Raw genomic sequence first — 14,915 nt, 5'->3', positions numbered from 1 at the left:
GCCCCGGTCCACCTCGCCGTTTCGGTCGAGACACCCTAACCTCGCCGCTCAGACACGGTCCCGGGCCGGGTGGTGAGCCAGGTCGAGAGCGTGACCGGGAGGGGCGCCCCCGGTAGGGTCCTCGGCATGCCGGACGGGCCGGATGTCTCCGTGGCGCTGCGGGGCGGGGTGCGTACGCGCGCCCACGCCCTGGACTTCGTGCGCTGGTTCGCCGATACGTGGATGGGGCGTCCCCTGGAACCTGAGGACGGCTTCGGCGAGGACGAATTGGACTCCGTCGAGGCCGAGTTGGGCTTTGAACTCCTGGCCGCCCTGCGCGAGGGGTACGCGCTGTTCGGGCGCCGCCCCGACATGACCCGGCAGCAGGACCCCCTGCTCCCCGCGACAGCGCTCCACGTGGACGATGCCATGGGCGGCCTGCTGGTCTTCCGCCACGAGAATCAGGGCTGCGCCCTCTGGGCGATCCCTCTGGCGGAGATCGGACAGGACGATCCGCCGGTCCTGGTGGAGTCGCGCGACGCCTGGATACCGTTCCTCGACCGGATGTCCCTCGCGTGGGTCGAACTCGTACTGAGCGAGTCGCTCTTCGGCGCGGACGACCACCGCCTCTACGACGCCTGCGAGTTGCCGGACGCGTCGCTGCTGCGCCTTCACGAGCGCTACGCCCGGGTGGAACTGCCCGACCATCCCATGTGGGCGTCCGCGGACGACTCGCCCGTGCGCTGGTACGCGGCGCCCGGTCGGCTGGTGCGCCGGGACGGGCCGTACGACCACTCCTGGATCCACGTGCGCGGGCGTACGGCCGCGGACCTCGACACCGTGCGCCGAGACCTTCCCGGCCCGTGGGTCCGCTGACGCAGGCCCGCCCCCGTGCTGCGTAGTCCCTCCGGGCCCGCTGCCTGTGCCGCTTGGCGTCAGTGCCGGTCGGGGGGCTGATCGGCGCGGGGCAGGGCGCCCAGCAGCGCCGTACCGAGGAAGAGCCGCAGGGCGTCGCGCAGGTCGAATCCCAGCGCGTCCAGCGAGGGGTACGCCTCGTAGACGGCCAGCACGGCGGGCGGCGGCGGGCAGTAGGCCGACAGCGCGCCCGCGAGGACCATGGCGTGCAGGCAGAACGCTTGGGCACCGTCGCCCAGCTCCGGTACGTGCCGGCGGACCAGGCCGGTCATGGTCGCGAGAGCGTCGAGCGAAGCCCGCTTGTGGCGCAGTGCGACCTCAAGAGTGACGTTCTGCTCCAGGACGGCGCCCTGTGCCCCGAACAGGTCGCACAGCACGGGGCGGGATGCCAGCGAACGGCTGAGCACCTCGGCCAGCCGACCGGCCCGCTGCTCGGCGGGGAGGCTCCCGTCGATGTCGGCGGCCAGCTCGCCCGGCAGCTCCGCCAGCCAGGTCTGCAGGAAGTGGCCCAGCAGTTCGAGCAGGACCGCCTCGCGTGACGCGAAGTAGCGGGACAACGCCGACTTGGCGAGGTGGGAACGCCGACTCAGCTCGTTGAGGCTCACGTCGGCCACCGGCATCTCGTCGAGCATCGCCGCCGCAGTGTCCAGGATCGCCTGGCGCCGCATCTCGCGCTGCTCCGCGCTGCGCGCCCGCTGGAAGGTCATGACTGCCAGCCTAGCTTGTGTACCGCCAGTCCCTTGACAATGTACCGACGGTCCCTTAGCGTCTCGAACATAACGTACCGGCAGTACATAAGGAGAAGCCCATGAAGTGGACCGAGCGGGATGTTGCCGATCAGCGGGGACGGGTGGCCGTGGTGACCGGCGCCAACACCGGCCTAGGCTTCGAGACGGCCCGGGTGCTCGCGGAGCGCGGCGCGTCGGTGGTGCTGGCGGTGCGCGACGCCGAGAAGGGCAAACGGGCCGCCGCGCGGATGACCGGCGACGTCACCGTGCTGGCCTTGGACCTGACGTCATTGGACTCCGTGCGTGCCGCGGCGGCCGAGTTGCGCGACCGTCACCGGCGGATCGACCTGCTGATCAACAACGCGGGGGTGATGTACACGCCGAAGCTGACCACCCCGGACGGCTTCGAGCTGCAGTTCGGCACCAACCATCTGGGGCACTTCGCCCTCACCGGACTGCTGCTGGACCTGCTCCTGCCGGTGCCGGGCTCCCGGGTGGTGACGGTGAGCAGCACCGGCCACCGCATCCGGGCCGCGATCCACTTCGACGACCTGCAGTGGGAGCGGTCGTACAGCCGGGTCGGCGCCTACGGGCAGTCCAAGCTCGCCAACCTGATGTTCACCTACGAGTTGCAGCGGAGGCTCGCGGCCCACGGCAGCACCGTCGCGGTGGCCGCGCATCCCGGCATGTCCAACACCGAGCTCGCCCGCAACTCCCCGGCGATCGTCCGCGCGCCGCTGACCTGGCTCGCGCCGGTGATCACCCAGAAGTCGTCGATGGGAGCGCTGCCCACCCTGCGGGCCGCCACCGACCCCGCCGTCCTGGGCGGGCAGTACTACGGCCCCGGGGGCCGCAACGAGATCAAGGGGCACCCCCGCCTGGTCACCTCCAGTCCGGCGTCCTACGACGTCGAGGTGCAGCGCCGCCTCTGGGCCGTCTCCGAGGAGCTGACCGGCGTCGCGTTTCCCGTCTGACGCCGGGGTCCGGGCGGTGTCGGTGGGGGTGTCCTGTGAGCCAGCTTTCCGGACGGGACCGCTCCTATTGTCGCTTTCCGTCGCGGTCTTCCTCGTTCGTCCGACGTTTTCCCGGTCCAACTGGTTCAGTGGAAGGACCAGTTGGGGAACGGCGACACCAGGAGCAAGAGACATGACGACGGATGCCCACGACGCATCGGATCAGCCGGCGGCCATACGTGGGCAGCGAGTTCTCGATGTTCTGAACAAGGCCATCGAGGCCCAGAACCCGCTGGTGCGCAAGAACATCGCCCGGGCCCGCCAGCGGAACCCGGACGCGACGCCGGAGCAGGTGATCCGCAGCCTGGAGCGGATGTACGTCAGTGCGCTGGCCGGTACGGGAGCCGCCGTCGGCGGTGCCGCAGCCGCACCCGGCGTCGGTACGGGAGTCGCGCTGGCGCTCTCGGCGGGCGAGACGCTTTCCTCTCTTGAGATGAGTGCCCTCTTCGCGCTCTCGATCGCCGAAGTTCACGGAGTGCCCATCGACGAGGTCGAGCGGCGTCGGACGATTGTGCTGGGGATCATGCTCGGAGGAAGCGGTACCGCCACCATCAGCAAGATCGCCGAACGGACGGGGCAGCACTGGGGGCGCCAGGTCGTCGCCAAGGTGCCGGTCGAGACCTTGCGGCAGATCAACAAAGTCCTCGGCAGGCACTTCATCACGAAGTACGGGACCAAGCAGGGAATCATCGTCCTCGGCCGGGTGGCGCCCTTCGGCATAGGCGCCGTGATCGGTGGGGGCGCCAACGCCGGCCTCGCCGCTCTGGCGGTGCGCGCCGGGCGTCGCGCCTTCGGGCCGCCCCCGGCCACGTGGTCCTCGCCCTTGCTCGGTACGCCGCCCACGGACCAGGATCCGCTGGGCTGACGCCGCCGGGAGCCGGCAGTCCCAGAATCCGGCTGCCGACTCCCCGTCACCGTGCGACTGCCTTCGCGCTCCGCGAGGCCGGGGGGACGAGTCACTCCACCCCGCGCCGCCGACGGCCGCGGAACGCGAGCCAGACCCCGATGCAGAGCGCATCGGCCAGCCCCGTGACCAGGAGAACGGGGTACGCGGCGTCCCACCCGCCCTTCACGACCAGGAACGCGGCCAGGACGTAGCAGAAGACCGATGCCGCGACCACGGTGATGGCGTTTCGGCGGATCGCCTGGGGTGAGCCGTACGAACTCTCGAAGAACCGGGCCACTCGACTCACCTCTCGACATCCGCTTCTACCGTCTCCGGTACGGGAGTTGCGGGTACCCGCGACCTGCGGAACCAATCGGACCTACTGCCGCGTCGCGGGCGGCGCACCCGCCAGGATCCACGGCTCGACCTGCTCGTAACGGCGGCGTTCCTCGGCGGCGGGCCGGCGCCCGAGGACCGTACCCAGCCAGCCCGCGAGGAAGCCGACGGGGATGGAGACCAGACCGGTCGTGGTGTACGGGAACCAGTTCGCGTCCACGTCCGGGAAGACCGCCCCCGGCGTCCCGGAGATCAGGTTGGTCCCTGACATCAGCACCACCACCCCCGTGGTGCCCACGATCAGGGTGCAGAGGAGACCGGCACGGGTGAAGCGGCGCCAGAACAGGCTGTAGACGAGCGCCGGAGCCAGCGCCGAGGCGCCCACGCAGAACGAGAAGACCGCCAGCGCCTGCACGTTCCAGTGCCGGGCGACGACCGCGAGCACCGTCGCGAGGACGCCGACACCGATCGCCGCCCCCTGGGCGGTCATGATCTCGGTACGCGGGGCGGGAGTCGGCCGGTCCATGCGCGCCAGACCGTGCGCGAAGAGGTCGTGGGCCAGGGAGTTCGCGCAGGCGAGGGTCATCCCGGCGACCGAGGCGAGCAGGGTCAGGAAGATCGCCGTGGTCATGGTCGTGGCGATCAGCGCCCCGGTGCGCCCTCCACCCGCCACCACGCTGCTCACCTGGAGAATCGCGCTGCTGCCCTGACTGCCGCCCGCCGAGACGGCGCTGTGGCCGACGAGGGCGGCGGCACCGAAACCGATCACGGTGAGGAACACGCAGACGAGGACGACCGCCGACACCGCCCAGGAGAGCGAACGGCGCACCGCACGCGCGCTGTTGACGGCGGACATCCGCATGATGATGTGCGGCAGGCAGGCGGCGCCGAGCACCACGGTCAGCTCCGAGCTGATCATGTCGAGGTCGTTGCCGCCGTACTGGAGCCCCGCCCTCAGGTATGCGTCCCCGGCCCCGCTGCGCCGAGCCGCGGCGGCGAGCAGAGCGCCGGTGTCCCAGTGGAAACGGTCCAGGATCAGCACGGAGATGAGCAGTCCCGCCCCGAGGAGCGTCACCGTCTTCATGATCTGGATCAGGGCGGTGGAGCGCATCCCGCCGATCGCCGCGTAGCTGATCATCACGGTGCCGACCGCGGCGATGGCACCGGTGCGGAAACCGGAGCTGTCGAAGCCGAGGATGAAGGCCAGGAGGTTTCCGCTGCCCGCCAGTTGGACCGCCATGAACGGTACGAGAGCGACGAGCGTGACCGTGCAGGCGGTGATGCGCACGGCACGCCCGGGGGAGCGGCGGCCCAGTACGTCCCCCAGGGTGAACCGCCCCGCGTTGCGCAGGGGTTCGGCCAGCAGAAACATCAGCAGCACGAGCGAGAGGACCGTACTCACCACGAGGACCAGCCCGTCGTGCCCGGTGAGCGCGATGACGCCGGTGGTGCTGAGTACGGTGGCCGCGGAGAGGTAATCCCCGGCGATGGCAAGGCCGTTGCGGAGGGGGGCGAGGTTGCTGTACCCGGTGTAGAACTCCTCCAGGTTGTCCCGGTCGGGACCGGCCAGGACGCAGAGCAGCAGGACGATCGTGGCCACGGCGATGAACACCACGAGGGACATCGCCTGCGCCGACTCGTCGAATCCGGTCACCTGTCCGTCCCCCAACTGCTGGGCCGGACGACGGTATCGGTGCGCCGGGCGCGCCGGCGAAGCTCGGCGGCGAGGGGATCCACGGTGCGCCGCGCGGTCCGCTCGTAGAGCACCAGGGTGAACAGCGCGACGGGCAGTTGGGCGAGCGCGAGCAGCATTCCGAGGTTCAGTCCGCCGACGCCGACGTCCCGGGCCATCAGCCCGGGGGCGTACGAGGTGAGCGCGAGGAACGCCACGAAGTAGCCCAGCGCCGCGAGCGTGGAGACCCGGCGCAGTACCCGGTACGAGGTGCGCAGTCGCCGCAGGTCCCGGTGGCGGCCCGGAGCCTGCGAGCGGGTACCCGCGAGACCGGGGAAGCGCGGCACCGGAGGCGTCGGGGGCGGGGAACTCTGCCAGGGCAGCAGATAGTCGCGCTCGAACGGCGGTGGCGGCGGCGGAAGTTCGTAGGGCTCATGGGGATCGCGAGGCTCGTGGTACGCGTGAGACATGGGCTGTGCTGCTCCTTGCATGAGCCGGTACGAGGGGGACTGCAAGGCACGCGAACGGAACTGGTGGTGGCATCGTGGCGACGTTACTCATGAGTAGCCAACGGGTGGCCAAGAATGGCCGAACTGTGGTCGTAAATCGGCCAGTTGCTGCCTCTGGACAGACGGCGGGACGAAGGGAACGGCCCGCGGCTGAAACGGCTGAAACGGCTGAAACGGCTGTGCGGCCGACACGGCAGGGGGCCGTCAGCGCTCGGTCGTCCCCGTGGCGCCGGCCGGCTCCTCGGCCGCGACCGGGAAACGCTTCGGGGCCACCACGAGGAGGACGAGCAGCGCCAGGGCCGCAGCCGCTGCCGCGCCCAGGTACACATGGTCGACCGCCGCGTCCACCGCGCGCCGCAGGGTGTCGGCCGCGCCTGCCGTCAGCGCGCCCGGGTCCTCCAGCGCGTGCGACACGGAGTCCAGGTCTCCGGGCAGTCCCGGGACGCCGTCGAGCCGGGCCGCCAGCGTCGCGTTGGCGACGGCCCCGAAGAGGGCGGCGCCCAGCGACTGGCCGAGCTGGCGGCAGAAGAGGACGGACGCCGTCGTCGTACCACGCTCGGCCCAGCCCACCGTCGACTGGACGCCCACGATGAGGGGGAGTTGGAACAGCCCCAGCGCCGCGCCGAGCAGCAGCATGATCAGCACCGGCTGCCACACCTCCCCCGGATAGGGGAGCGCCGGGAACGCGAGCAGGATGAGCAGTGCGCACCCCATGCCGATCATCGCCGTGAAACGGAAACCGATGCGGCCGTACACCCGGTTCGACAGGGCCGCCGCCACCGGCCAGCTCAGCGTCATCACCGAGAGCACGAAACCGGCGGGTATCGCGCCGAGCCCGAGGACGGACTGCGCGTACGTCGGCAGGAAGACGGTCGGCGCCACCATCAGCAGCCCCATCGCGCCCAACGCCAGGTTGACCGCCGCGATCGGGCGCCGCCGCCACACCCACCCCGGCACGATCGGGTCGGCCGCCCGCCGCTCCACCAGGACCGTGAGCGCGGCGAGGGCCACGCTCGCCCCGGACAGGGCCAGCGACGGGGCCGAGAACCAGTCCCAGGCGACCCCGCCCTGTACGAGAGCGGTCAGGAGCAGCGCGGTGGAGGCGAAGACGCCGAGCGCTCCCGCCCAGTCGATCCGGGGCGGCACGGCGGGGCGCGGGCGGGACGGCTCGTGGAAATGGCGTACGACCAGCCAGAGGGCGAGCCCGCCGACCGGCAGGTTCACCAGGAAGATCCAACGCCAGTCCGCGTACGTGGCGAGCAACCCGCCGATCGCGGGCCCCGCCACGGACGAGGTCGCCCAGACCGTGGAGAGCTTGGCCTGGATCTTCGGGCGCTCCTTGAGCGGAAAGAGGTCGGCGGCGATGGTCTGCACCGTGCCCTGGAGCGCCCCGCCGCCCAGCCCCTGGACGACGCGGAAGGCGATCAGCGCCGTCATGCTCCACGCCGAGGCGCAGAGCAGCGAACCCACCACGAACAGAATGGTTCCGGCCACCAGCACGGGCTTGCGTCCGAAGGTGTCGGAGAGCTTCCCGTACACCGGGAGGGTGACGGTCACCGCCAGCAGGTAGCCCGAGAAGAGCCACGAGAACACGGTGAAACCGCCGAGGTCACCGACGATCTGCGGCACCGCCGTGGAGACGATCGTGCCGTCCACGGCAGCCAGCGCCATCGCCACCATCAGCGCCGCGACGACCGACCGTGGCACGGGGGGAGCCGGCGGCGGCGTCGACTCCGGGGCAGCGCCGGGGGCGCGGTCCGCGCCGGTACCGCCGTCCGCACTGCTGGTGACGCCCACAGACGTTCCTTCCCCCTGCACGTGTCTGCCGGGACCACTGTCTCATTCGGTCCGATACAGGCCTAAGGGGCAGGGCAGGGCAGGGCGTGCGCGGGCGCACCGGCCGCGCGGTGGCGGAAAGCTCTCAGCCGCCAGCGACGCCGACATTCGGCCTTGCCCACTCCCGCGCCGACCGGCCCGTCCACCGAACTCATGGACCACCTCGCGGCGCTGCCGCACCAGGCACTCGTCCTCGGACACGACACCGGCGCCGCCACGGCGCTGCTGGAGGAGACGGCCGGCCGCCTGCTGGGACCGACGCGGTGAGGCACCCGCCTCTCCGGTCCCGTCCACGGGGGGAGTCCGGGCGCCCGCTCCTGCTCGGGGCCGACCGCCGGGTCAGTCGGCCCCCGTGAAGTAGGTTCCCGGATCGAGGGAGTTGAGCGCGATCCACCGTTGCGCCGTCGCTTCGGCGGGTGTCCGGCCGCCGCCGGTCGACGCGCGGAAGAAGCCCTGTACGTCGAGCGCGATGCGGGGGTCGTCGTCGATGCGCCGCGCCATGTCGTAGTAGACGGACAGCTCGTGGACGCACCGGGGGCCGGGGGCCGGGCAGGAGCAGTCGACGCTGTCGAGGGCCGGCGCGGGCGGATGGCCCGCAGCGACGATCGCGCGGTACAGGTCGTCGGTGAGCAGGGGCTGGATGCCGCTCAGCCGCCGGGAGATCTCGGCCGTCGCCCCGGGGGGCATCGGCGCGACCTCGATCGTGACCGTCGAGGTGCTGCGACCCCGGTCCACGACGGCACGTACGGTCCGCTCGTCGAACGTGATCCGGACCTTCCCGTCGCGTACCGCGCGGCGTGCGCTCGGCAGCTGCGGATCGGGACGGGTCTGGCGCAACGACTCGGCGAACCGGACCCAGTCCTTGCCCCAAGCCGTGTATCCGTAATCGTGTTCGGCCATGGTCAGTCGACCCGCTTCCGGCGCAGCACCTCGATGAGACGGTCGTCGTCCAGCCGGGTCAGCTCGGCAACGCCGGACGTGTCGGCGAGGTCCGAGAGCGCGGACTTGCGGTGGTGCATGGCCGCGATGTGCTCCTCGACCGTGGTACCGGTGGTCAGGGTGGTGACGGTGACCGTGCGGGTCTGACCGATCCGGTGGACCCGGTCGGACGCCTGGGCCTCCACGGCCGGGTTCCACCACCGGTCGAAGTGGATGACGTCGGCCGCGCGCGTGAGGGTGAGCCCGGTGCCCGCTGCTTTCAGGCTGAGGACGAGGACCCTCGGACCACCGGCCAACTGGAACCGGCGGACGATGTCGGCCCGCTGCTCGTGGTTCAGGCCGCCGTGGAAGAACGGCGCGCTCTCCCCGAACTGTTCGGCGAAGTGCCGGACCAGCAGCTCACCGGTTCGACGGTACTGGGTGAAGACGAGGGTCGGGGAGCCGCTCTCCAGGTTGTTGGCCACGATGTCGGCGCACAGGTCGAGCTTGCCCGACCTGCCGGACAGCTCCCCGAGGTCGTCCGTGATCAGGCCCGGGTGGTTGCAGACCTGTTTGAGCGACGTCAGGACCGCGAGCACCTTGGTCTGCCGCTGGGCGCCGCTGCCGAAGCCGTCGTCGACGACCTGTTCCAGCAGCCGGTCGTACAACTGCTCCTGCTCCTCGCTGAGGTCGCAGAGGAGATCGGCATGGATCTTGGGTGGGAGTGACCCCGCGACCTGGGACTTCTTCCGCACCAGCACGACCGGCTCGATGGCCCCGCGCAACCGGGCGGAAGCGGCCGGAGAGCCGTCCGTGACCGGCCGCACGAAGCGACGGCGGAAGTGCGTCCGGTTCGCGAACAGGTGCGGTGCGACCAGATTGAGCAGGGCCCACAGCTCGTCGAGGTGATTCTCGACGGGCGTTCCGGTCAGGGCGATCCGCGCATCTGCCGCGAGGGTGCGCGCGGCCTTCGACACCTGCGTACGGGGGTTCTTCAGGACCTGCGCCTCGTCGAAGACCGCGGTGCTCCACCGGATTCCCGCCAGAGCCGGGCCGTGCGTGCGCAGCGTGGGGTAGCCGGTGAGCACCACCGTGCCGCTGTCCACCTCGGGCAGCGGCCCGCCGCGCCAGATCGCGGTCCGCACTCCGGGTGCGAACCGTGCGATCTCGTGCGCCCAGTTACCCACCAACGAGGTCGGGCAGACCACCAGTTGGGGTGCCTTCTGGACGCGTCCGGCGAGGCAGCCGATGGTCTGCAAGGTCTTGCCGAGTCCCATCTCGTCGGCCAGCACCGCGCCGCCGTGCGTCTCGACGGTGTCGCGCAACCAGCTCACCCCGCGTACCTGGTAGGGCCGCAGCTCGGCGGTGAGCGCCGTGCGCATCCCGGCCCCCACCGAGGTGGTGCGGCGGAAGACGCCGCCCGCGTGCTCCGCCGTCGTCACGGCGACACCGGTGGCGTCGGGGACCGCGTGCGCGGCGATCGGCAGCGCGGGCCCGCCGCCCGCGCTCCACGACCGCCAGACCTCCACCGACCGGCCGGGCGAGTCGAGGGGCACGGTCACGAGCCGGTCCGGCTCGATCAGCACGCAGTCGACGTCGGACACCTTCAGCCCGCCGAGGTCCGCCGTCGGCACGACCAGGGGAACGGTCTCGACGGCGCCGACCGGCGGAGGAGCCCCCACCGCGCCGTCGGCCCAGGTCCACAGGGCGAAGACGTGCCGGTCGGGCAGGTAGGTGGCCTGAGTCTCCGAACGCGTGCCGGTGAGCTTCTGCCTGGTTCCCATGGCGTCAGCGGACCCCCGCATCGTCACCCTCGCGGACCGGCCCGACACGGCCCCCGGTCCCCAAGGCCGCCTCGTCCGTGGCCGGGCCGTCCTCCCGCGCGGCCTCCGGCTCGCTCCCGGCAGCCGCGGGCTTGCGGACCGCTTGCAGGGCCAGCAGCAGTACAGCCGCGCCGAAGAGCGCGATCAGCATGATCCAGACCGCACCGACGTGCATGGCGTGGACGAACGCGTCATCGGCGGCGTCCCCGAGCGCGGGCAGGTGGGACGAGGTGGCGACATGGCGGGCCTGTTCGGCGGAGACCCGTGCCTGGTCCCTCAACGGCCCGGGGACTCCATGCAGCGAGGGTTCGATCGCGCGCCGGTACACGATCGACATGATGGTGCCGCCGACGGCGATCCCGATCACGCTGCTGGTCTGACGCACCGTGTTGGTGACGGCCGAGCCGGCTCCGGCGCGGTCCAACGGCAGGGTGCTGATCAGCGCGGCGGTCACCGGGCCGAGCACCATGCCGATGGACAAGCCCTGCACCAGCAGCAGGATTTCGATCCGTACGAGGGGAGTGCTCACCCCGAAGAGCCCGTACGCGCCCATGGTCAGCGCAGCGACGGTGAGGGCCGGTACGGCGACGAGCCGCAGTGACCAGCGGCGCACCAGGCGGGCGCCCACGGGTGCCCCCAGGATCGCGCCGAGCGCGGTCGGGAGCCCGGCCAGTCCCGCCTCGACCGGCGAGTAGCCGCGGGCGCCCTGGAGGTAGAACGCGTGGTAGAAGGTGACGGCGGAAATGGCGAACAGCAGCAGCCCGAGGGCGGCGTTGCCGCCACCGAACGCGCGCTGGGCGAGGAGCCGGGGGTCGAAGCTCGGCATCCTGCTGCGCAGTTCGACGTGGACGAAGGCGGCCAGCAGGATCAGCCCGACGACGATCGGCGCGAGGACGTCCGCACGCCCCCAGGTCGCCACCTGCCCCGTGCGGATCAGCCCGTAGGCGAGCGCCGCGAGACCGCTGATCGACAGCAGCATGCCGACCGGGTCCAGCGGTCGCACGACGGGGCTGCGGAAGTCCGGGACCAGCAGGACGATACCGATCAGCGCGAGGACCACGACCGGGACGTTGACCAGGAAGACCGAGCCCCACCAGAAGTGGTCGAGCAGTACACCGGCGAGCACCGGGCCCACCGCCATGCCGACGCCGGCCGAGGTCGAGGAGACGGCGACCGCCGTCGACCGCGCCGGACCGGTGAACGTCCACATGAGGATGGCCATGTTGCCGGGCATGATCAGCGCGCTGCCTACGCCCATCGCGGCCCGGGCGGCGATCAGTTGCCCCGAGTCACCCGCGAACGCCGCCCACACCGAGGACGCTGCGAAGACCACCAGGCCCGTCGTGAGCACGGTCCGATGACCGAAGCGGTCGCCCAGCGCGCCCGCGGTGAACATCAAGGTGGCGAAGGCGAGTGTGTACGACCCGGTGGCCCACTGCAGCTCGGCCGGGTCGGCGTTGAGCCCGCGGACCGGGTCCGCGAGAGTCTCCAGGGTGGTGCTCAGGACGGTGTTGTCCAGCCAGATCAGCAGGGAACACACCATGAGAACGGCAAGGATCAACTGCTGCCTGGACTTCGGCAACGTGGATGTCGTCATGAATGCCTTTGGACGCGGTCCGGAAAACCTGACCAGCGGACCGTAAGCAACCCCCCGGCCCGTGTCAATTCCTCTGTCGGCTTTTGTTGTTCGGTGATTTTCCGGTGCTTCCTGGGGCATGCCGACCGGCATTCTGTCAAATGTTGGGGGTGACGGGAATGGCGAATCGGTGCACTCTCGGGGGCATGCCCAGGGGTGCTCTGTCAATTGCGCGGCCCATGTTTGACCTTGCGAGAATTCCGTGCCCGCCTTCCGTCATGCCTCCGGGTCGCCCGCACGCCGTACCGGGCGCATCGGGGTGGTCGACCCGGGAGCGGGCGGCCCGGGAGCGGGTGGCCCGGAGGTGGGCGGCCCGGAGAAAGGCTCGCGGCCGGATTTCCTTCTTCTTTTCCGTGCATCTCCCAAGAGGTGCCGAATGCACCCGGGTGAGGGGAAGGGAATGCGGTGAACTCGTCAGGAAAGGCAGGGCGGCGGGCCGGTGAAGTCAACGGTGGAGCGAATGCAGCGATCATGCGTCCGGCGTACTCCCGGCGTACTCCCGGCGTACTCCCGGTGTCCTCACGGGATTCGAGCCGCCCGGTGGAGCACATCTGCCAGTTGCAGCACCCGTCCGTCGTGGGGGACGTGGAACGGCTGGGTCCAGTGGGCGAGGATTGGCCCCAGCCGGTAGTACGCCCCTGCGAGGTCTTGCCCCGCGGCGACGGTGTCCGTGTCCCCGCCGAGGTCGATCGCCGCGCGTATCGCACCTTCGGAGCCGGCAGTAGAACCCAGGGCCCGACGGCGGAGCACAGGCCGGGCCGGACGGAGCCGGGCAGTGCCCGACGTGGCGCGGCACTAGGTCTTTGTGCGCGTAAGTGATTTCCCGGCTCGCGCTTCCGTCCTGATGGCCCGAGGGCGGTGCAGGCCCCCCGCTTGGTTCGAAGGGCCTGCGCGGTGTTACTTCACGTCGAGGTAGTCCCCGGCGGTCTTGGCAGCGGGGGTGGAGACGGTGCCGGCGAAGGAGTACCGCCAGTAGCCGTCGACGGACGCCTTCACGGTGGTCTTGAGGTTTCCCGTGGAGTCGGACGTGACGGTCTTGACGGTGGTGTAGGTGGTGGAGTTCTTCTTGCGGAACTGGAGTTTCACGGGCTGCTGGGTGTAGCCCTTGTAGGTGTGGGTCTCCCAGTTGGCGCGGCTGAGCTTGCCGCTGACGGTGATGGTCTTGCCCTTCTTGACCGGCTCGGGAGAGGCGTTGACCGTCAGCTTGGAGTAGCGCTGGAGGCGGGTCGTGGCCAGGTCGAACTTGTCGGCAAGACCGATCTTCGTGACGTCGAGGTCCGGGTCCATCGGGTCCTGGCCGTTGTAGTCGACGGCGAAGGCGTAGACCTTCCAGACGGTGGCGTCGGAGTTCTGGAGCTCCTCGTAGTCTTCGCCCGGGTAGATGTCGATCGTCGTGGTGCAGGTGGCGACCGTGGCCGACTTCGCCTTGCAGAGGGGGAAATCGTCGTCGAAGAGTACGGGTCCGGTTTCCGGGGCGCCGCGGTAGAGGAAGGCGTCGATTTCGAAGTCGGGGGAGTTGACGTCGATGTCCGCGCTGTGGGTGAGGGTGTAGGTGACGGGGGCGTGCACGGTCTGGGCCGTGCCGACCACGATCGGCTTGCCGTTGTTGACCTTGGTGTTGGAGAAGGTCAGGTCCAGCGCGTAAGGGGCGGGGTCGGCAGCGCGGGTGGACTTCCTGGCTGCGCCCGGGGCGGTCTGCTCCTGGGCGGTGGCGAGCTGCCGGATGCGCTTGATGGCGTCGGCGTGGTCGCCGTGGGCACCAGCATGGGCGGCTGGGACAGCGAGAGCGGACAGGGCCAGGGCGCCGGTCACGGCGGCCACGGTGGCACGGAAACGCATGCGATTCTCCAAGGGAAAAGGGGCCCGCGCGGAAGTGCGGCGCGCGGCGCCCGCGTGATCAAAAGGGGCCTGTAGGCCCGATGATCAGATGTGTGCTCGACGTGAATAGTTGCAGGTGGAGTGAAGTTCTTGCGGAGTTGTGACCGGGATCACGGCCTTGTGGGTGGGCTGTGGTCCGTGGAGAACAATCTGCGGACCCGCCCGGACCGCGTGGGCGGACCATCGGGTGGATCGAGGTGAGTCACACCGTCCGTTCGGGGACCGTCGGAAGAACCCTCTCGGCAATGTCGAGGACTGCACTTCTCCGGGGAAGCTCCGGAGGTGCCCCACAAGGTGATCTCGTAGGAGCCACCCCGGTCTCTCCCGTCGAGGGCGGTGCCTGACAAGGACGGCGACGAAGTCGGACATTCCCTCGACCTCCAGGGCGTCGAGATCGTCCTCAAGCTCATTCATGGACCGCCGCGCGAAGCTCACCGGTCGTGACATGAGCGAGAAGGCCGAAGTGTCCGGCCCCGGCGGCAGGCGCTGCGCCTCGACGCCGTCACCATCGACGAACTCCGGCGCCTGATCACCGCAGCGGGAGAGGGCGACTGGGACACCGGCGACCCCGACTCCCCACCGCCCGCGGCATCCTCCGCGAGGAAGCCCTGTCGCTCCAGGGCAGGAGCGCTTCTCGCTTTCTCGATCATGCTTTGGACAGCCCGCCTCGTGAAAGCCCGAGGGTGAGGCGTTCCCTTCTCCGCAGGGCCACGGCGTACGAGAAGGGAGGCCACCGGCACTCCGGTCGCCCCGGACAGCCGGGGGACAGAGGGGCACAGGGGGGAC

General features: G+C 70.5%; 13 protein-coding genes. 4 read left to right on the top strand and 9 right to left on the bottom strand.

Features of this window, described 5'->3' with window-relative positions:
• The first annotated feature begins 126 nt into the window (after positions 1-126).
• Positions 127-855 carry an SMI1/KNR4 family protein gene (locus ACFYPN_RS09250; RefSeq protein ID WP_389297480.1) on the top strand — a complete coding sequence of 243 codons (729 nt, stop codon included), beginning with the start codon at positions 127-129 and terminating at the stop codon, positions 853-855.
• A gap of 59 nt (positions 856-914) precedes the next feature.
• Here the strand turns inward: ACFYPN_RS09250 and ACFYPN_RS09245 are convergent, their stop codons facing one another.
• The gene (locus tag ACFYPN_RS09245) at positions 915-1,601 is read right to left on the bottom strand and encodes a TetR family transcriptional regulator (RefSeq protein WP_389297478.1); all 687 of its coding nucleotides are present in this window, start codon (positions 1,599-1,601) and stop codon (positions 915-917) included.
• 101 nt (positions 1,602-1,702) lie between these two features.
• Between ACFYPN_RS09245 and ACFYPN_RS09240 the strand changes: the two genes are divergently transcribed.
• Both ACFYPN_RS09240 and ACFYPN_RS09235 read left to right on the top strand, forming a co-directional pair.
• Entirely contained in the window at positions 1,703-2,596 is an 894-nt protein-coding gene (locus ACFYPN_RS09240; protein ID WP_389297477.1) for an SDR family NAD(P)-dependent oxidoreductase, read from the top strand.
• Positions 2,597-2,768: 172 nt separating this feature from the next.
• Positions 2,769-3,500, top strand: a complete 732-nt coding sequence (locus ACFYPN_RS09235) for a hypothetical protein (RefSeq protein WP_358760826.1) — start codon at positions 2,769-2,771, stop codon at positions 3,498-3,500.
• A gap of 91 nt (positions 3,501-3,591) precedes the next feature.
• Here the strand turns inward: ACFYPN_RS09235 and ACFYPN_RS09230 are convergent, their stop codons facing one another.
• The 4 genes from ACFYPN_RS09230 to ACFYPN_RS09215 all read right to left on the bottom strand — a co-directional run bounded on the left by ACFYPN_RS09230 (position 3,592) and on the right by ACFYPN_RS09215 (position 7,835).
• The gene (locus ACFYPN_RS09230; protein ID WP_358760827.1) at positions 3,592-3,819 is read right to left on the bottom strand and encodes a hypothetical protein; all 228 of its coding nucleotides are present in this window, start codon (positions 3,817-3,819) and stop codon (positions 3,592-3,594) included.
• Between the two features lie 81 nt (positions 3,820-3,900).
• Complete coding sequence (locus tag ACFYPN_RS09225) at positions 3,901-5,481, bottom strand: cation acetate symporter (RefSeq protein WP_389297614.1); 1,581 nt, start codon at positions 5,479-5,481, stop codon at positions 3,901-3,903.
• Positions 5,482-5,507: 26 nt separating this feature from the next.
• Entirely contained in the window at positions 5,508-5,999 is a 492-nt protein-coding gene (locus ACFYPN_RS09220) for a DUF485 domain-containing protein (protein WP_358760829.1), read from the bottom strand.
• Between the two features lie 243 nt (positions 6,000-6,242).
• Positions 6,243-7,835, bottom strand: coding sequence for an MFS transporter (locus ACFYPN_RS09215; RefSeq protein ID WP_389297474.1), 1,593 nt, complete (start codon positions 7,833-7,835; stop codon positions 6,243-6,245).
• 153 nt (positions 7,836-7,988) lie between these two features.
• On the opposite strand from ACFYPN_RS09215, the gene ACFYPN_RS09210 reads away from it, so the two are divergent.
• Positions 7,989-8,141, top strand: a complete 153-nt coding sequence (locus tag ACFYPN_RS09210) for a hypothetical protein (protein WP_358760830.1) — start codon at positions 7,989-7,991, stop codon at positions 8,139-8,141.
• 72 nt (positions 8,142-8,213) lie between these two features.
• Here ACFYPN_RS09210 and ACFYPN_RS09205 read toward each other — a convergent pair whose 3' ends face one another.
• The 4 genes from ACFYPN_RS09205 to ACFYPN_RS09190 all read right to left on the bottom strand — a co-directional run bounded on the left by ACFYPN_RS09205 (position 8,214) and on the right by ACFYPN_RS09190 (position 14,090).
• Positions 8,214-8,774 (bottom strand): hypothetical protein, encoded by a 561-nt coding sequence (locus ACFYPN_RS09205; RefSeq protein ID WP_358760831.1) that lies wholly within the window; start codon positions 8,772-8,774, stop codon positions 8,214-8,216.
• A 2-nt stretch (positions 8,775-8,776) separates the two neighbouring features.
• The gene (locus ACFYPN_RS09200) at positions 8,777-10,576 is read right to left on the bottom strand and encodes a DEAD/DEAH box helicase (protein WP_389297472.1); all 1,800 of its coding nucleotides are present in this window, start codon (positions 10,574-10,576) and stop codon (positions 8,777-8,779) included.
• 4 nt (positions 10,577-10,580) lie between these two features.
• Positions 10,581-12,212 (bottom strand): MFS transporter, encoded by a 1,632-nt coding sequence (locus ACFYPN_RS09195; protein WP_389297470.1) that lies wholly within the window; start codon positions 12,210-12,212, stop codon positions 10,581-10,583.
• A gap of 936 nt (positions 12,213-13,148) precedes the next feature.
• Positions 13,149-14,090, bottom strand: a complete 942-nt coding sequence (locus ACFYPN_RS09190; RefSeq protein WP_358760834.1) for a hypothetical protein — start codon at positions 14,088-14,090, stop codon at positions 13,149-13,151.
• Positions 14,091-14,915: the final 825 nt, after the last annotated feature.

Source organism: Streptomyces sp. NPDC005576, from assembly GCF_042871745.1.
Lineage (GTDB): Bacteria > Actinomycetota > Actinomycetes > Streptomycetales > Streptomycetaceae > Streptomyces.
Note: the sequence above shows the minus strand (reverse complement) of the source record. Positions and strands in the feature narration are given on the sequence as shown.